This window comes from Desulfomicrobium apsheronum, from assembly GCF_900114115.1.
GTDB classification, from domain to species: Bacteria; Desulfobacterota; Desulfovibrionia; order Desulfovibrionales; family Desulfomicrobiaceae; genus Desulfomicrobium; species Desulfomicrobium apsheronum.
Genome location: NZ_FORX01000003.1, coordinates 264,894 through 284,157 on the forward strand (window position 1 = coordinate 264,894; position 19,264 = coordinate 284,157).

General features: G+C 61.8%; 15 protein-coding genes. 9 read left to right on the forward strand and 6 right to left on the reverse strand.

Annotated features, from left to right (window positions below; all coding sequences use genetic code 11):
- Nucleotides 1-95 precede the first annotated feature (95 nt).
- The 8 genes from BMZ40_RS05365 to BMZ40_RS05400 all read left to right on the forward strand — a co-directional run bounded on the left by BMZ40_RS05365 (nucleotide 96) and on the right by BMZ40_RS05400 (nucleotide 10,342).
- Entirely contained in the window at nucleotides 96-287 is a 192-nt protein-coding gene (locus BMZ40_RS05365) for a hypothetical protein (protein WP_092373085.1), read from the forward strand.
- Nucleotides 274-975: a ubiquinone/menaquinone biosynthesis methyltransferase gene (locus BMZ40_RS05370; protein WP_092373086.1), complete on the forward strand. Its 702-nt coding sequence runs from the start codon at nucleotides 274-276 to the stop codon at nucleotides 973-975. Before BMZ40_RS05365 ends, BMZ40_RS05370 begins: the two co-directional genes overlap by 14 nt.
- A gap of 67 nt (nucleotides 976-1,042) precedes the next feature.
- Nucleotides 1,043-2,353: a nucleotide sugar dehydrogenase gene (locus tag BMZ40_RS05375; RefSeq protein WP_092373087.1), complete on the forward strand. Its 1,311-nt coding sequence runs from the start codon at nucleotides 1,043-1,045 to the stop codon at nucleotides 2,351-2,353.
- Nucleotides 2,354-2,368: 15 nt separating this feature from the next.
- Nucleotides 2,369-3,064, forward strand: coding sequence for a futalosine hydrolase (mqnB, locus tag BMZ40_RS05380; RefSeq protein ID WP_092373088.1), 696 nt, complete (start codon nucleotides 2,369-2,371; stop codon nucleotides 3,062-3,064).
- Complete coding sequence (locus tag BMZ40_RS05385; RefSeq protein WP_092373089.1) at nucleotides 3,061-3,852, forward strand: 1,4-dihydroxy-6-naphtoate synthase; 792 nt, start codon at nucleotides 3,061-3,063, stop codon at nucleotides 3,850-3,852. Before mqnB ends, BMZ40_RS05385 begins: the two co-directional genes overlap by 4 nt.
- On the forward strand, nucleotides 3,849-4,829 hold the full coding sequence (locus BMZ40_RS05390; RefSeq protein WP_092373090.1) for a polyprenyl synthetase family protein: 981 nt from the start codon (nucleotides 3,849-3,851) through the stop codon (nucleotides 4,827-4,829). The genes BMZ40_RS05385 and BMZ40_RS05390 overlap by 4 nt, the downstream gene beginning before the upstream one ends.
- A 2-nt stretch (nucleotides 4,830-4,831) precedes the next feature.
- Complete coding sequence (locus tag BMZ40_RS05395) at nucleotides 4,832-7,339, forward strand: sensor domain-containing diguanylate cyclase (RefSeq protein ID WP_092373091.1); 2,508 nt, start codon at nucleotides 4,832-4,834, stop codon at nucleotides 7,337-7,339.
- A 21-nt stretch (nucleotides 7,340-7,360) separates the two neighbouring features.
- Nucleotides 7,361-10,342, forward strand: a complete 2,982-nt coding sequence (locus BMZ40_RS05400) for an AIR synthase-related protein (RefSeq protein ID WP_092373092.1) — start codon at nucleotides 7,361-7,363, stop codon at nucleotides 10,340-10,342.
- A gap of 175 nt (nucleotides 10,343-10,517) precedes the next feature.
- On the opposite strand, the gene pyk is transcribed toward BMZ40_RS05400, so the two are convergent.
- The 6 genes from pyk to BMZ40_RS05430 form a co-directional block, all read right to left on the reverse strand.
- The gene (gene pyk / locus BMZ40_RS05405) at nucleotides 10,518-11,939 is read right to left on the reverse strand and encodes a pyruvate kinase (protein ID WP_092373139.1); all 1,422 of its coding nucleotides are present in this window, start codon (nucleotides 11,937-11,939) and stop codon (nucleotides 10,518-10,520) included.
- 31 nt (nucleotides 11,940-11,970) lie between these two features.
- Entirely contained in the window at nucleotides 11,971-13,803 is a 1,833-nt protein-coding gene (locus BMZ40_RS05410; protein ID WP_092373093.1) for a UbiD family decarboxylase, read from the reverse strand.
- Between the two features lie 109 nt (nucleotides 13,804-13,912).
- The gene (locus tag BMZ40_RS05415) at nucleotides 13,913-14,308 is read right to left on the reverse strand and encodes an FxsA family protein (RefSeq protein WP_092373094.1); all 396 of its coding nucleotides are present in this window, start codon (nucleotides 14,306-14,308) and stop codon (nucleotides 13,913-13,915) included.
- Complete coding sequence (gene serB / locus BMZ40_RS05420) at nucleotides 14,308-15,543, reverse strand: phosphoserine phosphatase SerB (protein WP_092373095.1); 1,236 nt, start codon at nucleotides 15,541-15,543, stop codon at nucleotides 14,308-14,310. Before serB ends, BMZ40_RS05415 begins: the two co-directional genes overlap by 1 nt.
- Nucleotides 15,544-15,547: 4 nt before the next feature.
- Nucleotides 15,548-16,393 (reverse strand): hypothetical protein, encoded by an 846-nt coding sequence (locus BMZ40_RS05425; protein WP_092373096.1) that lies wholly within the window; start codon nucleotides 16,391-16,393, stop codon nucleotides 15,548-15,550.
- A 31-nt stretch (nucleotides 16,394-16,424) separates the two neighbouring features.
- Nucleotides 16,425-17,699 carry an adenylosuccinate synthase gene (locus BMZ40_RS05430; RefSeq protein ID WP_092373097.1) on the reverse strand — a complete coding sequence of 425 codons (1,275 nt, stop codon included), beginning with the start codon at nucleotides 17,697-17,699 and terminating at the stop codon, nucleotides 16,425-16,427.
- A gap of 271 nt (nucleotides 17,700-17,970) precedes the next feature.
- Here BMZ40_RS05430 and BMZ40_RS05435 point away from each other — a divergent pair, with 271 nt between their 5' ends.
- On the forward strand, nucleotides 17,971-19,245 hold the full coding sequence (locus tag BMZ40_RS05435) for an IMP cyclohydrolase (protein WP_092373098.1): 1,275 nt from the start codon (nucleotides 17,971-17,973) through the stop codon (nucleotides 19,243-19,245).
- The last annotated feature ends 19 nt before the right edge of the window (nucleotides 19,246-19,264 follow it).

A 19,264-nucleotide genomic window follows, 5' to 3' on the forward strand; every position in this document is an offset into this window, starting at 1 on the left:
CTTTCTTTTTTTACCGCCCGGTTTTCCCCCAAAGCAGGTCGATACCATTCCCCCCGGGCGGTTTTTTTGTTGCATTTCAACCCAGCGAGACACTCATGGATCAGATCCAAAAACAAGCCCTGCAGGTCGCCAAGGAAATCGTCGTCAAGTTCATTGAAGTCGGACGTATCTCCCCTTCCAATTTTTCCGAATACTTCGAACCCATCTACGACGACGTCTACCGCACGGTGACCAAGACCGGTCAGATTCCGGACATCGAGAAGGACAGCGCCGTTGAACCCGAATGAGCACGGAAAGCGGGTCTCCAGCCTTTTCGACAACATCGCGACCTGGTACGACTTTCTCAATCATTTCCTGAGCCTGGGCCAAGACATCTACTGGCGCTATCGTCTGGTGCGCACGCTGCGGACCGGTTCCACGGGCGCGGTGCTCGACCTTGCGGCCGGAACCCTGGACGTGAGCAGGGAAATTCTGCGCCGTCATCCCACGCTAAGGATCCTGAGCATGGACTTTTCCCGAGCCATGCTCTGCAGCGGCAAGAAAAAGGTCGTGAGCCAGCCGGCCATTTTTCCGGTCCAAGCCGACGGACGCGCCCTGCCCTTGCCCGACGGATGTGTCGACACCGTGACCATCGCCTTCGGCATCCGCAATATCCTGCCCAGAAGCGAGGCCTACAGCGAGATCCTGCGCGTCCTGGCGCCCGGAGGACGGCTGTGCATTCTTGAATTCGGCACGGGACAGGCCAGGATCTGGCAGGGAGCCTACAATTTCTATCTCGGCAAGGTCCTGCCCCGCATTGGACGCTTTTTTTCCAAGAATCCCGAAGCCTACCAATACCTGGCGGACACGATCCTGGCCTTTCCCAACGCCTCGGCTCTGGCCAAAGAGCTCCGGGACGCCGGTTTCGACCAGGTCGGCTATCAGGCCTTGAGCTCGGGAATCGTCTATATCCACGTGGCCCAAAAACCGTCCTGATGCCCTCCCGGCCGCGCTTTGCCATCACCCCTCAACCCGTTGGGACATGCTGTAACGAGGAACTCCCATGATCACTTTCGAAGACATCGCATCCGGCGCATCGGAAGTTGCCGTGGTGGGACTGGGCTATGTCGGCCTGCCCCTGGCCGTGGCCCTTGGCGACCACTTCAAGGTCATCGGTTTTGATATTTCCCGCTCTCGCATCGAAGAACTGCAAGGCGGCCAGGATTCCACACGGGAAGTAGAGCCTGAAAGGCTGGCCTGCGCCCGGGTTGAATACACCGACGATCCCGCGCGGCTCGCAGGGGCCGGAGTCATCGTGGTGGCCGTGCCCACGCCCATAGACGGCAACCGCAAGCCGGACCTGCGGCCCGTGGTCGGAGCCACCGCCACAGTGGGCGCGCACATGCGCAAGGGCTGCATCGTCGTCTATGAATCGACGGTCTATCCCGGACTGACGGAAGAAATCTGCGTACCTCTACTGGAAGAAAAATCCGGCCTGACCTGCGGCAAGGATTTCACCGTGGGCTATTCTCCGGAGCGCATCAATCCCGGCGACAAGGTCCACACCCTGGAGAGCATCGTCAAGGTGGTCGCTGGCCAGGATAAGCCCACGGCGGAGCTTCTGGATCGTTTTTACGCGTCCATCGTCAAGGCCGGCGTACACCGCGCTTCGAGCATCAAAGTCGCGGAAGCCGCCAAGGTCATCGAAAACACCCAGCGCGATCTGAACATAGCCCTCATGAACGAACTGGCCCTGATTTTCGACCGCATGAGCATCGACACCAACGAGGTGCTTGAGGCTGCAGGCACCAAATGGAACTTCCTGCCCTTCCGGCCCGGTTTGGTCGGCGGACACTGCATCGGAGTGGACCCCTACTACCTGACCTTCAAAGCCGAATCCATCGGCTTCCACCCGCAGGTCATTCTTGCGGGCAGGCGCATCAACGACGGCATGGGCAAGTTCATCGCCGAGAAGACCATAAAGGCCATGATCGATGCCGGATGCCTGATCAAGGGCGCACGCGTTGGCCTTCTGGGCCTGACCTTCAAGGAAAATGTGCCGGATTTGCGCAACAGCCGGGTGGAGGACATCATCCACGAACTTTCCGACTATCACGTCGATGTCCTGGTGCACGACCCCCTGGCCGACACGCGGGAAGCCAGCGAGGAATACGGGGTGGATCTTCTGCCCTTGCCGGAACTGCGACAGCTTGACGCCCTCATCCTGGCGGTCTCCCACGCCGAGTTCGCACAGCTTGACGCGGCCCGCATCGGGGCCATGTTCAAGAATCCGGCCTGCGGAATCGTCATCGACGTCAAGGGATTTCTGGACCGGGACGCCCTGTCGCGCGAATTCAAATACTGGCGTCTCTAAAACAAGGCTCCACCCATGATTCTCCTGGCCTGCGCAACCCTGCTGGAATGCCGGAGCGCGCTGAACCTGCCGACAATTTCTCCGGCGGATACTTTCGAGCCTGTGCACATCCGGGGCCGCGACTTTCTGCCCTGCCCGGTGGGGATCGGACCGGTGGCCGCTGCCCTCAGCGTGGGGGCCCTGCTTGAGCGCCATCCCGAGGTGACCGGCGTGCTGAATCTGGGCATTTGCGGCAGTTTCGACATGGCCCGCGCGTCCCTGGGCTCGACCTGTATTGCCGACGCCGAAATCTGGCCGGAGTACGGAGTACGTCATTCCTCACCGGCAGAGGAGGAAGTCTTCGGGCATCGGATGTTCGCCGACCTGCCCCTTGATCCTGCCAACCGGCTTGATCTTGATCCGGTCACTCAGGCAGCAGCCATGGGCATGACCCTGCATTCCGAGTGGGTCATCGGCCCGAGCCTGACCGTGGCCGGAGTGAGCGGGGACCCGCAGCGGGCGCAATCGCTCCGCGACCTTCATGGTGGGCTCACGGAAAACATGGAAGGATTCAGCCTCGCGCTGGCGGCACGGCGGCGGGGAATCGCGTTTCTGGAGATCCGCACCGTGTCCAACCCTGTCGGCGCCCGCGACAAGCGCCTTTGGAATTTCAAGCTGGCGCTGAATGCCCTGCAAAACATTCTTCCCGTTCTCACCGGAGACTCGGCATGATTCCCTTAAGCATCGCCATTTCCCCCTGTCCCAACGACAGCTTCATCTTTGGAGCCTGGGTGCTCGGCCTCACGGCATCCCCGGCCGGACGCGACTGCCGGTTTTTCTGGCATGACGTGCAGGAGCTCAACCAGGGAGCTTTCACCGGCGCCTGGGACGTGATCAAGGTCAGCGCGGCCACGGCCCTGCGTCTTGGGGACACGTACACAACCCTGCCCTGCGGCGGGGCTTTCGGCCTCGAACATGGGCCCAAGCTCGTGACCCGCAAGGATTTTTCGGGCACTCCGCACAGAATAGCCGTACCCGGTCTCGACACCACGGCGGCCTGCGTGCTGCGCGCGGCCCTTGGCGGAAAGTTTGTCCCGGTGCCCATGATCTTCCACGCCATCGTCGACGCCGTGCGCGCCGGAGATGTGGACGCAGGGCTGCTCATCCACGAAACCGCGCTGGTCCATGACCGCTACGATCTTGCCCTGCACCTCGACCTTGGACATTGGTGGCGCGAGCACACAAACGCCCTGCCCTTTCCCCTAGGCTGCATCGTGGCCAAAAACGAACTCGGCGCGGACCTCCACGCACATATCGCGGACAGCATCCGCGCGAGCATCCTTCACGCCAGGGCACGGCAGGATTCCGTCATGCCATTTATCGCATCCCTGGCCAGAGAGCTTGACGCGGTCACGCTGGAGCAACATATTACCGCCTACGTCAACGAATACAGCCTGGACATGGGCCCAGACGGCCAGGCCGCTCTCAACACGCTGCAAACATTGCGGGATCTTTCATGAACGAAGCCTTCGCCCAACTCAAAGCAACCTTCCTCAAAGAGCTGCCGGCCATCAATGCCGCCATCGCGCGAGAGATCGACGCCCTGCCCGAACTGGTCAGACCCGTGGCCGCGCATGTCATGGAGGCCGGAGGAAAGCGCCTGCGCCCCATGCTTACGCTTCTCTTTGCCCGCGCCCTGGATTTCCGGGGAGACAATTTGCAGACCCTGGCCAGCTCCCTGGAATTTCTGCATTCGGCCACCCTCATGCACGATGACATCCTGGACAACGCGGAACTGCGCAGAGGCAAGCCCGCCGCCCACACCCTTTTCGGCATCACGCCCACGGTGCTGGCCGGAGACGTGCTCCTGGCGCTGGCCAACGAAATCGTGGCCCGCACGGACAATCCGGCCCTGACCTCATGTATCTCCAAGGCCATTATGCAGACGGCCACTGGCGAAATCATGGAGATCGCCGCCATCCGCAAGGCACACATCACCCGGGCCGAATACATCGAAATCATCACCGGCAAGACGGCCTACCTGATCCAGTCGGCCTGCGAATTCGGCGTCATCGCGGCGGGAGGCTCCGAACGCGCGCGCACGGGCGCCAGGACCTTCGGCCTGAATCTTGGCATCGCCTTCCAGCTGGTGGACGACGCCCTGGACTACACGTCACGGGCCGACACCTCGGGCAAGCCGCTCGGCGGAGACCTGCGCGAAGGCAAGTTCACCTTGCCCCTGCTTTTATATCTTGAATCCCTGCCCACGGACCAGCGCGCGATCATCACCCGGGAACTCACGGACGTGAACTTGCACGCGGTCAGGCAAGATCAGATCATCGCCGCTGTCGTGGACCAGGGCTTCGCCGAAAAGACCCGGGACGAAGCCAAATCCTATTTGACACTAGCCAGCCAGGCTCTTGCCGTGCTACCCGAATGCCTGGAGAAAAAGCTGCTCGGAGCCATGATCGAATTCGTCCTGACAAGAGATAAATAAGCATGCCAAACCAGGATCGCCTTCCCCCTCGCAACCTCGCGACCTCGTTGCGTGCAAGCCTGAAAGCGACCTTTTCGCCGGCCACGGCCCAACTCCTCCAGGAGGCGGTCAAATCCGAGCCGAACTTCGGTGTCATCGCCTCCATACTGCGGCTTGATCCGGCCTTGGCCACGGCCATCCTCTCTCTTGTCAACTCGCCCTACTACGGACAGACCAGCAAGATTTCCGACTTGCAGCGTGCCGCGATCATCCTCGGAGACAACGAGATCCTGCGCATCGCCCTATCCTTGTCCCTGCAGAAAAACCTGAACTCGGTTCTGAAAAAAAACGGATTCGACACCTTCGCCAATTGGCGCATCATCATCTGGGCGGCACTCGGCGCGCAGCTCATCGCCCAGCGCCTGGCACCGGAAGAAGCGGAAACCGCCTACATCTGCGCCCTGGTCAAGGATCTTTCCCTGCTTCTCTACGCCGCCAATTTTCCCGAACATCTCCTGCCGCATCTCGTGCGGCCGGATTTCGTCAACACCGGCCCGACCTTCATGTCCTGGCAGGACCATCTTCCAGAGGATCACTCAGCCCTCACCGCCGAACTGCTCACGCAGTGGAATTTTCCCGAGCCCATGATCGCGGCCATCACCGCACACCACGACCTGGAACATGTCTTCGACTACCCGCCCCTGACCCAGGCGGTCATCCTCGGAACCAGATGGGCGGAGGCGGAATTTCGCACCGATCCAGCCCCGGACAGCTTGAACCAACTCAGCTTTCTCCTGGCCAAGGCCGGCGCCCTGCCACCGGAGGGCATGGACGGCCTGCGCCGGCAGTGTGCGACTCTTTTTTCGGAACTGTCCGCAGCCATGAACGTCAAGGACCTGGATCCGGAAGACAGACTATACGCCCACTCCCTGCAATCCATTCAGGATTTTCATCATCAGGCCAAGGAAGTCGAGGGCCTGACCGGCGGCAACGCGGCCATTGCTGCCTGCGTCGGCAGACATCTGCGCTGGAACTGGGGCTGCCGCAAAGCCGAGATCATCCTGCACGCTCCCGCCAACAGGCACTGGGAACGATTTGTCCTGAACGATGCCGGGGTGCACGGACCTGACATCGCCCCAGCCCTCGAAAAGCTCAGAATTTTTTCGGACGCAGATTTCCCACTGGAAGCCGAGGGACAGCTGGTCGGAGAACTCCGCCTGAATGGCGCCAACGAATCTTGCCGGACCAAGGCCGAGGCCACGCTCTACACGCGCCTCCTCGCTCGCGGCATTCTGCATCAGTCGCGCACCGTGGGGCTGCTTGAGATCAAGGCCCAACTGCTCGACATTCTTCCCACCGGGGTGGCGTTGCTCAACACGCAGGGACGCATCTTGCGGGCCAACCCCACCTTCACCAAATTTCTTGGCGACGCGGAACAGCTCGAAGACCGCCTGACCCAGGACAAGGATACGCAACAGGGCATGCAGGCCCTGCAAGGGTGGCGCAATTTCCTGAGCGAGCCGTCCCAAAGCGGGCATTGCTCCATCCATTGCCCGCTGGGCCCAGGCAACGAGCCCGCGACCTCATCCTTCTCCCTGGCCGGTTACAAAATCAGCCACGGCTCGCAAACGAACATTCTGGCCATGGTCCAGGATCTGACGGAAATCCGGGTGCTCGAATTCGAGGCGCTGCACCAGCGGGACTTCCTGAACACCCTGCTCGGATCCATGCAGGACCTGGTCCTGACCACGGACAAAGTCGGAAACATCACCTTTGCCTCCGGGCGCCACGGCACGTTCCTGACCGGCCGCAACCTCTTCCAGCTGACCCGTCCCATGAATGCGCAGGAAGAAGCATGGGACATGGAATTTCTGGAACAGAGTCAGGCGGCGGTGGAAGTGCAGATTGTCCTTGACGACGAACACTTGCAGCTTGAGCTCGTCTTTTCACGCTTTTCGTTCGGAACCGACTACGGGCTGATAGTCGGCCGCAACATTTCGGCCATTCGCAGATTGGAACGCAAGATCCGGGAACAGGCTCTTTTCGATTCCTTGACCCAGGTTTTCAACCGGCATCACCTCCAGCCGCTTCTCGACAGGGAAATGTCCCGCGCCAAACGCACCGAGACCCCGCTCGGACTGATCTTTTTCGACATCGACAAGTTCAAGCTCTTCAACGACACCCATGGGCACCACGGGGGCGACAAGGCCTTAAAAGAGCTGGGGCAGCTCCTGCGCCGCATTCTGCGCAAAGGGCTGGACTTTCCCTGCCGCTTCGGAGGAGACGAATTCGTCGTCATCTCCAGCAACTCCACCGTCGACAACCTGCTGACGATCGCTGAAAGAATTCAAAGAGAATTCAGTATATTACATCAAAACCAGGTCACATTGAGCATTGGCATGAGCATGCTCGAACCCGAGGATACCTCGCAATCCCTGCTTGAACGCTGCGACAAAGCCAATTATCAAGCCAAGGCTCAGGGCGGAAACACCATCGTGCACCTGCAGCCAACCAGTACCTCTGAACCATAAGCGCCACCTTAGGAGAACAACATGCCGATCCGAGTCGAAGTGGCTCTGCGCAAGGCAGTTACCGATACCCAGGGCAACAAGACCGCCCACAAGATCAAAAACGAGCTCGGTCTGACCGTGGATCAGGTCCGGATCATCCGGATCTTCACCGTCGACGGACTGAGCCAGGCCCAGGTGAACCAGGCCATCGAGGCCGGGGCCCTGCATGACCCGGTCCTGCATACGGCCCAGACCGCTCCGGCGGCCACGGATTTCGACTGGATCATCGAGGTCGGCTTCCGCCCCGGCGTGACCGACAACGAGGGGCGCACCGCCCGCGAAACCCTGCGCACAGTGCTCGGGGAACGTAACGCGGACATTGCGGTCTACACATCCACCCAGTATCTGATCAGCGGCGACCTGAGCCGGGCCCAGGTGGAGCACATCGCCAAGGACCTTCTGGCCAACGAGCTGATCCAGCGTTTCCAGATCGCGGGCAAGGACGACTGGACCGCAAGCCCCGGTTTTCCGGCCCGCACGGCGGCGGTAACGGGCGAAGCCTCCAGCACCGTCGATATCGTGGATTTGAACAGCATGGATGACGCCGCACTCATGCAGCTCAGCCGCGAAAACATCCTGGCTCTGAACCTGGAAGAAATGCGTTGCATCCGCGACTACTATGCAAGCCCCGAGGTCGTCGCCCACCGCAAGGCCAAAGGGCTGCCCGCCGCGCCCACGGACGCGGAGCTCGAATGCCTAGCGCAGACCTGGTCCGAGCACTGCAAGCACAAGATCTTCAGTTCCCGCATCAGCTACGAGAACCTTGAAAACGGCACCACGGCCGAAATCAACAGTCTCTACAAGACCTACATCCAGGGCAGCACCAAACAGATGCGGGAGCGCATGGGCAAGGACGACTTCTGCCTGTCCGTGTTCAAGGACAACGCCGGCGTGATCCGCTTCAGCGAAGACATAAACGTCTGCATCAAGGTCGAAACCCACAACAGCCCCTCGGCCCTGGACCCATACGGCGGAGCCCTGACCGGCATAGTCGGCGTAAACCGCGACCCCATGGGCACCGGCATGGGCGCGAACCTGCTGTGCAACACCAACGTGTTCTGCTTTGCCTCGCCCTTTCATGACGACGAACTGCCGCCCCGCCTGCTGCACCCGCGCCGCGTTTTCGAGGGCGTGCGCGAAGGCGTTGAACATGGCGGCAACAAGTCCGGCATTCCCACGGTCAATGGAGCCATCGTCTTTCACGAACGCTTTCTGGGCAAGCCGCTGGTATTCTGTGGCACCGTCGGCACCATGCCCGCCACCGTGGCCGGGCATCCCAGCTACGAAAAGAAAGCCCGGCCCGGCGATCGCATCATCATGACCGGCGGCCGCATCGGCAAGGACGGCATCCACGGCGCGACCTTCTCGTCCGAAGAGCTGCACGAGGGCTCTCCGGCCACGGCCGTCCAGATCGGCGACCCCATCACCCAGCGCCGCATGTACGACTTTTTGATGCGTGCCCGCGATCTGGGCCTCTACAACGCCATCACCGACAACGGCGCCGGAGGACTGAGTTCCTCGGTCGGCGAAATGGCCCAGGACTGCGGCGGCTGCGACATGGACCTGGCCAAGGCCCCGCTCAAGTATGACGGCCTGCGCCCCTGGGAAATCCTGGTCTCCGAAGCCCAGGAGCGCATGACCTTGGCCGTGCCCCCTTCCAAATTGCAGGCCTTCATGGATTTGGCGGAGGAAATGAACGTCGAGGCCTCGGATCTGGGCTGCTTCACGGACTCGGGCTACCTGCATGTGCGCTACAACGACAAAATCGTGACCGACCTCGACATGCAATTCCTGCATGACGGCTGTCCGCAGATGAAGCTCCGCGCCGCCTGGCGGCAACCGCAGGTCTGCTGTGGCTGCGAAACGCCGCATCCCAAGGTGACGGACCATCAGGACTTTCTGCAAGCCATGCTCGGCCGCCTGAACATCTGCTCCCGCGAGTATGTCATCCGCCAGTACGACCACGAGGTTCAGGGCGGAAGCGTGATCAAGCCCCTCATCGGAGCCCGGAACGACGGTCCGGCCGACGCCGCCGTAATCCGCCCCCAGCTGGGCAGCGACAAGGCACTGGTCGTGGCCAACGGCATCTGTCCGAAGCTCAGCGACCTTGATACCTACTGGATGATGGCGGGCGCCATCGACGAAGGAGTACGCAACGCCGTTGCCACCGGCGGCGACATCCGCCACATGGCCGGCGTGGACAACTTCTGCTGGTGCGACCCGGTCCAGTCCGAAAAGACCCCGGACGGCGAATACAAACTGGCCCAGCTGGTCCGCGCCAATCAGGCCCTGGCCCACTACTGCCTCGCCTACGGAGTGCCCTGCATTTCCGGCAAGGACTCCATGAAGAACGACTACACCGGCGGTGGCACCAAGATCTCCATCCCGCCCACGGTCCTCTTCTCGGTCATGGGCGTGATAAACGACTGCAACAAGACCATGACCTCCGACTTCAAGCGTCCGAACGAAAACGTCTACGTCCTTGGTTTGACCAAAAACGAGATGGGAGGCTCGGAATATGCCGACGCCCTGGGCTTGTGCGGAGCGGTCCCGCAGGTCGACGCGGTTTCCGCGCGCATCCGCTACGAGCGTATGCACGAAGCCATCACCACCGGCCTTTTAAGCGCGGCCCATGACGTCTCCGACGGCGGACTGGCCGTGGCCGTGGCTGAAATGGCCCTGGCCGGACGGATCGGCGCGGACATCGACGTGGACAAGATCCCGGCCCTTGATTGCCCGCTGCCCGAACAGCGCCTCTACAGCGAATCGGCCAGCCGCTTCGTTGTCACGGTGCCGGATGACAGGCGCGACGCCTTCCAAGCCCTCTTCGCCCAAGACTTCATGGCCGCCATCGGCCGGACCACGTCCGACGAAAAGCTGACCCTGCGCGCAGGAAGCGCAATCCTGGCCAACGCTTCGGTAGAAGACCTGGCCGCAGCCTGGAAAAAGACGCTGGATTTTTAAAGGCATGCCTCCGGCGGGCAGGGGACTCGTCCCCTGCACCCCATTCAACTTACTTCAATAAAAAAACGGGCGGCCCAATTTGGGTCGCCCGTTTTTTATTGCATCCACACAATGCCCCCCCCTGCAAGGGGTGCAGGGGACAAGTCCCCTGCCCGCCGGAGGCTTCTTCCTTCCTCTATTTGTAATACACCTTGATTTCATTGGTCATGACCGTACCCATACCCGGGGTGGCCTGGCCGCTGGCGATGATCACGTTTTCGCCGGGCCTGAAACCCGCGTACTCCTGCACGAACTTTTCCGCCCTCTTCTGATGACTGCGGGGCTCAAGCGGGCTCGCCACCGGGGTGATGGCCCAGAAGAAGTTCATCCAGCGCATGATGCGCGCGTCCGTGGTCATGGCGTAGATGGGCTGGGCCGGACGACGGGAGCTGATGTACCGGGCCGTGGCCCCCGTGGTCGAGTGACAGACCAGGGCCACGCTGTCGGCGTTGTCGGCCATGAGACAGGCGGAGTAGGCCAGGAACTTGGGCGGATTCTTTTCGGCCTTGGGCATGTAAGGGCCGCCAAGACGCTCCAGGTAGTACGGCTCGGAATACTGCGCAATCTCGTTGATGAAACGCACGGCATCGACGGGATAGCTGCCGATGGCCGTCTCTTCGGAGAGCATGACGCAGTCCGCGCCGTCGATCATGGCGTTGGAGACGTCCGTTGATTCCGCACGCGTGGGGATGGGATTCTTGACCATGGACAAGAGCATCTGGGTCGCGACGATGGCCGGCTTCTGGGCATGACGGCAGGCACGCAAAATCTTTTTCTGGATGATGGGCAACTCGGCCGGGCTGCATTCAAGGCCCAGGTCGCCGCGGGCGACCATGATGGCGTCGGCCACTTCCAGGATGGAGTCGAGCTTGTCCACGGCATTCTTGCGCTCGACCTTGGCCACCACGGGAATCCAGGTCCCGTGCCGCGCGATCTCGGCCTTGATATCCTCGATGTCCTCCTTGCTCTGCACGAAGGACAGGGCCACGGCGTCAATGCCGATATCGAGTCCCTGGTGCAGATCGCGACGATCCTTGTCGGTCATGGCCGCCACTTTGAGCGTCTTGCCCGGAAAGGCGATGCCCTTGTTGGAGGTCAGGATGCCGCCGTTCAGGGCCTCCATCAGGACCAGCCGGTCACGCTCGATGACCTTCACGACCTTGAACTGCAGCATGCCGTCGGACAGGGACACGGGCATGTCCGCCTCCAGGCCCTCCAGAAGCTCCGGCACGTCGAGGCTTATGAAGATGTCGCTTTCGGTCGTCGCCGCCATGGACGGCCCGCCAAGGCATACATAGGCCCCTTTGCGGATCTGCAGGGGCGAGCCCTTGACTTCGCCGATGCGGATCTTGGGGCCGCACAGGTCACCCATGACCGTGAGCGGGATGCCGGTCTCCTTCTCGACCTGCCTGATCTTCTGAATGACCGGCCCGAAATACTCCGCGTCGGCATGGGAAAAATTGAGACGGAAGACCCGCACGCCAAGCAGGACCATTTCCTTCATGACGTTCTGATCCATGGAAGCCGGGCCCAGAGTGGCCACTATCTTTGTACGCATGTGCATGTCCCCGCTGGTGTTGATTGGGTGATTAGATGATTCCATACAGGGGTCTGCCGGGCAGGGCAAGTTCGTCCACTCTTTTTTCGATTTCCGCCACACTGACCAGCGCCGGGGCATGATAGGTCTTGAGCCGGGCGTCGACGACCATGCTCGTGCATCCCCAATGCTTGCAGTGCGTGAATCCGTTCAGTCCGTAGGTGTCCGTGGCTGGGTCCGAGCGGGTGAAGGTCACCCACAGGAAATTGTCCCAGGAATCCGCCGTGAACTCGGCGTCATCGGCGACAACGATGAGCGGGAAGCCGCGCAGGTCGGCTTTTACCAGAACCTGACACAGATTTTCCATGGCCGGGTCGTGGGTGTCGCGCGGCTGGGCATGGGCCGGACCGGAGAGGACCAGCATGCCCGGAGCAAAAAAGCGCGGATTGGAGAACCCGTCCGGCAGGGACAGGGCGGGCAAGGCCGTGCCGAGTTCGCGTTTGGGATTTCCGGCGGCCGTCCAGAGCACCTTGGAGCCCTGGTTGAGGCTGATGCCGGAATAATCGAGCGTGTCCATGGTCGTGCGGGTGATGAAATGCAGATCCCGCGACAGATCGAGTCGTTCCAGCACATGTCCGAGGAACCGGGGCACATCGTGGCAGGACAGTTCCGGATCGTCCTCGCGAGCGGCGAGGATGACGTACTTGGAGAGGGAGGTCTGGGTCGTGCCCAGCAGTGAAAGCCCGTTGGTGATGAGCTCCTGAGGCTGGCGCTCGCCCGCATAGGGCACGTAGCGCTCGCTGCCCACGGCCAAAAGGAGCGGATGCACCCCGGCCGCGTCCACGGCGTGCACCTGGTGCACGCCTCCGAAAACCTGCGGCACCAGTTCTGCGGTCAGTTCATGGATGAACGCGCCGAACATGGTATCCTCCTGGGGCGGACGGCCCACCGTGGTGAAAGGCCAGACGGCGCCTTCGCGGTGTAGCACCTCGGAAACCTGCATGACCGGAAAATCGTGCGCCAGGCTGTAGTAGCCGAGATGGTCCCCGAAGGGGCCTTCGGGCTTCTGCACGCCGGGGTCGATGTATCCACGGATGCAGAAATCCGCCTCAGCCGGGATCGGCAGCTCCCCGGGCCGCTTGACCATGGGCACGCGATGCCCGCCCAGCGCACCGGCAAAGAGCATCTCGGCGATGCCCTCGGGCAGGGGCATGATGGCGGCCAGCGTCATGGCCGGAGGTCCGCCGACGAAAATGTTCACGGGCAGGCGGGTCTTGCGCGCGATGGCTTCGGCGTGATGATAGCCTATGCCGCGATGGATCTGGTAGTGCAGCCCCACTTCCCGGTCCTTTTCAAACTCGTTGCCCGAGAGCTGAATGCGGTACATGCCAAGGTTCGAACCCATGTATCCGGGCTTTGAAGGGCTCTCGGAATAGACCAGCGGCAGGGTCACGTAGGCCCCGCCGTCCATGGGCCAGGACACGAGCTGCGGGAGCTGCGAAATGCTGGTGGTGTGGGCCATGATCGGGCCGTTGCTGACGGTCTTGGGCAGGGTGTGCCAGGCACCAAGGGCCAGCCCTGGCCAGAGCGCGGGCTTTTTCAGAACGCTCGCCGGATCGGCCTTGGCCGAAAGCATGGCCTCCACGCGGCGCAGGGTGGCGCGGAAAATGAATTTTGTCCGCGCCAGTGTACCGAAAATATTGGCGGCCATGGGAAATTTCGTGCCCTTGACGTTGGTGAAGAGCAGTGCCGGTCCACCGGCCTGAAAGACCCTGCGCTGAATTGCTCCGGCCTCGATAAAGGGGTCAATGGGCTCATTGATGCGGACCAGCTGTTTGGTTCGCTCCAGATCGTCGAGGCAGGTTTTGAGATTGCGGTAGATCATGGGGTGCTCCGGGGACTGGGGCTTTGTAAGCTTTTTGGTGGACTCTACGGACGTTATGGACGGAATGGACTGGACGGACGGCTTGGGTGGTTGCGCCGGAGGCTTGCCTTTATCTGTGGAACGTTATGTGTACGTTGGGATTTTGCCGCCATTCGTCGAACTTCTTGCGCAGCCACTTTTTGAACAGGTTGCGCGTTGCCGGCAGAAGGATGAGCAGACCTGCGATATCCGTCAGAAAACCCGGCGTCAGGAGCACCATTCCGGCCAGAAAGATGAGCACGCCGTCGAGGAGCTCTTCGGCGGGCATGAAGCCCTGGTCCAGATTCTCGCGGATGCGCATCATGGTCGACAGCCCCTGCATGCGCGCCAGATGCGCTCCGGCCAGGGCCGTCAAGATGACCAGGGCGACGGTCGGGAAGGCCCCGATGGAACTGCCGACGGTGACCAGCACGTAAATCTCGGCCACCGGCACCAACACAAAGAGCAAAAACAGCTTTCCAAACATTATCCCTCCCTTCCGGCCAGTTGATCCACGGTTTCGCGGTCCCGGAGGCCCAGAAAATAGAGCACGCCGTCAAGTCCCACGTTGGATATGGCCTGCCCCGCGCCCTGACGGACCACGGGCTTGGCGTGAAAGGCGATGCCGAGCCCGGCCACGTCGAGCATGGGCAGATCGTTGGCCCCGTCGCCCACGGCGATGACCTGCGACAGGGAGATATGTTCCTCGGCGGCGATGGCCTTCAGCAGCCGGGCCTTGCCCGCGCCGTCGACGATCTCGCCTACCAGTCCGCCGGTCAGGACTCCGTCTTTTATCTCAAGCTCGTTGGCGTGCACGTAGTCGATGCCAAGCTGCTCCTGCAGACGGTGCCCGAAATAATTGAAACCGCCGGACAGGATGGCGATGGTGTAGCCAAGGCTCTTCAGGGTGCGGATGAGTCTTTCCGCGCCTTCGGTCATGGGCAGGGTCGCGGCGACATCCTGCAACACGGACTCGGGCAGACCCTTGAGCAGGCTCACGCGCTTACGCAGGCTCTGGGAAAAATCCAGCTCCCCGCGCATGGCCGCCTCGGTGATGGCCGCGACCTCCTCGCCCACTCCGGCCCGCTTGGCCAGTTCGTCGATGACTTCGGCCTGGATCAGGGTCGAATCCATGTCGAAACAGACCAGCCGACGAATGCGACGGAAGGCGTTGTCTTCCTGAAAGCCGATGTCGATGCCCTGTTCCCGGGAGAGGTCCAGAAAAGCGGCGCGCATGCCGGAGATGTCTTCCGGAGTTCCGCGCACGGAAAATTCGAGGCAGGACCGGGGCATGGCCGGGGGGTTGGTCAGGGATCTGCGACCCGAAAGACGGGTGATACAGTCGATACTCAGTCCGTGCGAGGTGATCACCTCGGCCATGGCCGCCAGATTGGCCGCCGATATCGTTCGTCCGAGCACGGTCACGATATGCCGCTTGCGCCCCTGCACACCGACCCAGCGTTCGTAATCGTCCTCGGTCACGGGCGAAAACTTGAGGTGCAGGTCCTGATTGTGAGCCCAGTAGAGGAGGTCCTTCAGAATGGGCGACGATTCGTTCTCACGCGGCACCTCGATGAGCACGCCAAGCGAGAGGTCGTCGTGAATGACGGACTGGCTAATGTCGAGGATGGTCACCCCGGATTCGGCCAGCTGTCCCATGATTCCGGCCAGCAGGCCGTCCCGGTCCGTGCCGGCGATTTGTATGAGAATGATTTCGCGCATCTTCTTATTTGTGCAGGAGGTTCCACATGCGTATGGCGACCCACTCCAGCACCACGGCTGGATTGGCCCCCACTTCCAGACTTTCGAGGGCATTCTCGATGATCACGCCCACCTGACGCACCGCGACCACATCCAGCCGCGCGGCCAGCAGACGGGCCAGCTCGGTCAGGGGGTTGCCATACCCGGCCTGGACCAGGCTGCGCTGCACCTCGCGCAGGATGGAGTCGGCCATCCGCGCGTCCACGTTGCCCTTGCGCCCCGTCCATTCTAGCCAGGCGCCCTTGCCGCTCTGGATGAACTCGCACAGAGCGCGCAGGCGCTCGCCCAGATCGGAGTCTTCGAACCCGCCCTTGGGCCAACCCAAGGTAAGCACGAAACTGCGGGACACCAGGGTCGGCAGCAAAATTTCACGGCTCGGAGCCAAGAGTACAAAGACGTTGCCCGGGCTTGGCTCCTCCAGGGACTTGAGCAGCGCATTGGCCGCGCCGTCGCCCAGGGCCTGCGCCTCGGCCAGGATGACCACGCGCGGTCCCCGACCAGCGGGCGGATCGCCGAGCACGGCGCGCACTTCGCGCACCGTATCCACGTTGATCGAACCCTCGGCCCCGTTCAGAAGAAAAAGATCACGGCAGGCGTTGTCCGCGATCTGCAGACAGATGCGGCATTCTCCGCACGGAGGAGCCGCCTCGCGGCACATCAGCCGCGCGGCCCAGAAAAGACCGAAGGCCAGACGTTCGGAAGCGTTTCCGCCTTCCAGGAGCAGTGAATTGGGCGGAGCCTGGGCGAGGCGTTCCAGAAACCCCGCGATGCGGGGCTGGGAGGAGATGATATGCTGCCAGGGTGTGGACATGATGAAAAAATGGGAGGCGAACCTCCCATTGTCAGCGAAGAATGGTCTGATCCCGGTCCGGGCCCACGGACACTATGGACACCGGAATGCCCAGGATTTCCTCGATGCGTGCGATGTAGTCGCGCGTAGCCGAAGGCAGTTCGGCGAAGGTCCGGCATCCGGTGATGTCTTCCGTCCAGCCGGGCATGCTCTCGTAGACCGGCTCGACATGGGCCATGCCGTTCTCTTCCTGCGGCGGATAGGCGACCTCTTCGCCCCGGTAGCGATAGGCCACGCAGAGCTTCAGTTCGTCAAGCCCGCCCAGGACATCGAGCTTGGTCAGGGCGATCTCCGTGGGGCCGTTCAGGCGCTGTGATTCGCGCAGGACGACCATGTCCAACCAGCCGCAGCGGCGCTTGCGGCCAGTGGTCGCGCCGAATTCCGCGCCCTTCTCCTGCATGTAGGCTCCGGCGCCCTCGGGCTGCTCGGTCGGAAACGGGCCCGCGCCCACGCGTGTGGTGTAGGCTTTGACGATGGCCACGATGCGATCGAACATGCGCGGTGAACATCCAGATCCGGCCGAGGCGTTTCCGGCCACGGTGTTGGATGAGGTCACAAAGGGATAGGTGCCGTGATCGATATCAAGATGGGTGCCCTGCGCGCCCTCGAAAAGAACGCCCTGTCCGGCGGCCTCCTGGATGGCCGAGGACACGTCGCCAAGATAGGGCGTCAGGCGTTTGGCCACGGGCAGGAGCTGCTCGAAAATCTTCTGCGCCGACATGGGCTCCTGACCATAGAGGCCGGTGAGCAAGGCGTTTTTTTCCACCAGGGCTTTTTCGATCTTCTGCCTGAGCAGGGCTTCGTCCGCCAGATCCGCCGCGCGGATGCCGATGCGTGCGGCCTTGTCCTCGTAGCAGGGACCGATGCCCCGGCCCGTGGTGCCGATCTTGTCCGATCCACTCTTGAAATTTTCCCGCGCGCTGTCGATGGCGCAATGATACGGCATGATGAGCTGGGTCTTCTTGCTGATCAAAAGCCGCTCGGGGCTGACGTCGATGCCCGACGCGGCCAGCTTGTCCATCTCAAGGCAGAACACGGCGGGGTCCAGCACAACGCCGTTGCCGATCATGCACTTCTTGCCCTGGTGCAGGATGCCGGACGGAATGAGGTGCAAAATGGTCTGCTTGCCGTTGACCACCAGCGTGTGTCCGGCATTGTTTCCGCCCTGAAAGCGCACGATGGCGGCCACATCCGTGGTCAACAAATCGACTATCTTGCCCTTTCCTTCGTCGCCCCACTGGGCGCCCATGACTACGATATTCGCCATGAATCCGATCTCCTCGTCTTTGGTATATTCGCCGTCAGCGCAATGGCAAATGGCTCCCTTCTTTATGAGAAGGCTGGGGCGAAGTCAATTTACGCAATCGATTGGTCCGGGAAAACTCGAACCAGCCAATTCGCGCCGGCCGCGCGTCAGGCCCCAGGCCCCGGCACGGCACGGGATTTGCCGTCCATCCGGGCCTGTGCTAGGGGCACATGGATTCACACGGCCCGGACCTGCGCCGGACAACGCCAAATCCTCTTTTCGGAGAATATATATGAGTGATCTCAAGAAGATGTATCATACACTGAACCGGGACTCCTTTCCCGCCGACCTGACCTTGACCGTGGGCGAACAGACCATCCGCTACGCCAAGAAAACCTGGAACATCGGTGGAGAACAAAAAGGATTGCGCTACGGCGAAAACCCGGACCAGCCCGCTGCGCTCTATGAAGTGGTCGAGAGCTCCTTCAACATGGACGGCGTCGCCTTCCAGCAGGGACAGCACAAACTCGTGTCGAGCCTGACCGAGGAAAACCTGATCCAGTCCGGCAAGCATCCGGGCAAGATCAACCTGACCGACGTGGACAACGGCATCAACATGCTCCAGTACCTCACGGCCAAGCCCGCCGCCATCATCCTGAAGCACAACAATCCCTGCGGTGCGGCCTGGTCTGACGAGGGCCTGTTCACGGCCCTGACACGCGCCTTCGCCTCCGACCGCATCGCAGCCTTCGGCGGCACCATCATCGTCAACCGCGCCCTAGACAAGGACTGCGCCGAGTTCATAAGCGGAAGCTACTTCGAAGTCATCGCCGCCCCGGATTTCACGGCCGAGGCCCTGACCGTCCTGACCGCGAAAAAGAACCTGCGCATCATCGGCATCCCGGCGCTGGCCGAGCTGGAAAAAATTGTCGGCACCCCTTTTCTGGATATAAAGTCCTTGGTCGATGGCGGGCTCATCATCCAGGCCTCCTTCAGAAACAGAATCCTGACCGAGGAAGATTTCCTGCCCGCCGAGGCGATCAAGGACGGCACCACCCACCTGGCCCGCAAGCCCAGCCACCGCGAAGCCGAGGACCTGCTCTTCGCCTGGGCCGTGGAAGCCGGAGTGACCTCAAACTCCATCATCTTCGCCCGCGACGGGGCCACCGTCTCCATCGGCACGGGCGAACAGGACCGGGTCGGCTGCGTCGAACTGACCATCCAGAAGGCCTACACCAAGTACGCCGACAAGCAGGCCTTCGAACGCCACAGTCTCTCCCTGTACGAGCTGAAGCAAAAAGCCCGGGCGGACCAGGAGTTGGCCTCTTCCCTGGCCGAAATCCTGGCCCAAACCGAACAGGACAAGGGCGGCCTGCCCGGAACGGTCCTCGTTTCGGACGGATTCTTCCCCTTCCGTGACGGCGTGGATCTGGCCATTGCCCAAGGTGTGACCGCCATCGCCCAGCCCGGCGGCTCCATCCGCGACTGGGAAATCATCCAGGCCGTAAACAGCGCCACCCCGCAGGTGGCCATGGTCTTCACCGGCCAGCGCTCCTTCAAACACTAGAACACGGCCCAAGGGCCGT

Excerpts from the sequence above, each read along its gene's own strand:
- BMZ40_RS05365 (WP_092373085.1), top strand. The coding sequence starts at position 96 with ATGGATCAGATCCAAAAACAAGCCCTGCAGGTCGCCAAGGAAATCGTC.
- BMZ40_RS05375 (WP_092373087.1), top strand. The coding sequence starts at position 1,043 with ATGATCACTTTCGAAGACATCGCATCCGGCGCATCGGAAGTTGCCGTG.
- mqnB (WP_092373088.1), top strand. The coding sequence starts at position 2,369 with ATGATTCTCCTGGCCTGCGCAACCCTGCTGGAATGCCGGAGCGCGCTG.
- BMZ40_RS05385 (WP_092373089.1), top strand. The coding sequence starts at position 3,061 with ATGATTCCCTTAAGCATCGCCATTTCCCCCTGTCCCAACGACAGCTTC.
- BMZ40_RS05390 (WP_092373090.1), top strand. The coding sequence starts at position 3,849 with ATGAACGAAGCCTTCGCCCAACTCAAAGCAACCTTCCTCAAAGAGCTG.
- BMZ40_RS05395 (WP_092373091.1), top strand. The coding sequence starts at position 4,832 with ATGCCAAACCAGGATCGCCTTCCCCCTCGCAACCTCGCGACCTCGTTG.
- BMZ40_RS05400 (WP_092373092.1), top strand. The coding sequence starts at position 7,361 with ATGCCGATCCGAGTCGAAGTGGCTCTGCGCAAGGCAGTTACCGATACC.
- pyk (WP_092373139.1), bottom strand. The coding sequence starts at position 11,939 with ATGCGTACAAAGATAGTGGCCACTCTGGGCCCGGCTTCCATGGATCAG.
- BMZ40_RS05410 (WP_092373093.1), bottom strand. The coding sequence starts at position 13,803 with ATGATCTACCGCAATCTCAAAACCTGCCTCGACGATCTGGAGCGAACC.
- BMZ40_RS05415 (WP_092373094.1), bottom strand. The coding sequence starts at position 14,308 with ATGTTTGGAAAGCTGTTTTTGCTCTTTGTGTTGGTGCCGGTGGCCGAG.
- serB (WP_092373095.1), bottom strand. The coding sequence starts at position 15,543 with ATGCGCGAAATCATTCTCATACAAATCGCCGGCACGGACCGGGACGGC.
- BMZ40_RS05425 (WP_092373096.1), bottom strand. The coding sequence starts at position 16,393 with ATGTCCACACCCTGGCAGCATATCATCTCCTCCCAGCCCCGCATCGCG.
- BMZ40_RS05430 (WP_092373097.1), bottom strand. The coding sequence starts at position 17,699 with ATGGCGAATATCGTAGTCATGGGCGCCCAGTGGGGCGACGAAGGAAAG.
- BMZ40_RS05435 (WP_092373098.1), top strand. The coding sequence starts at position 17,971 with ATGAGTGATCTCAAGAAGATGTATCATACACTGAACCGGGACTCCTTT.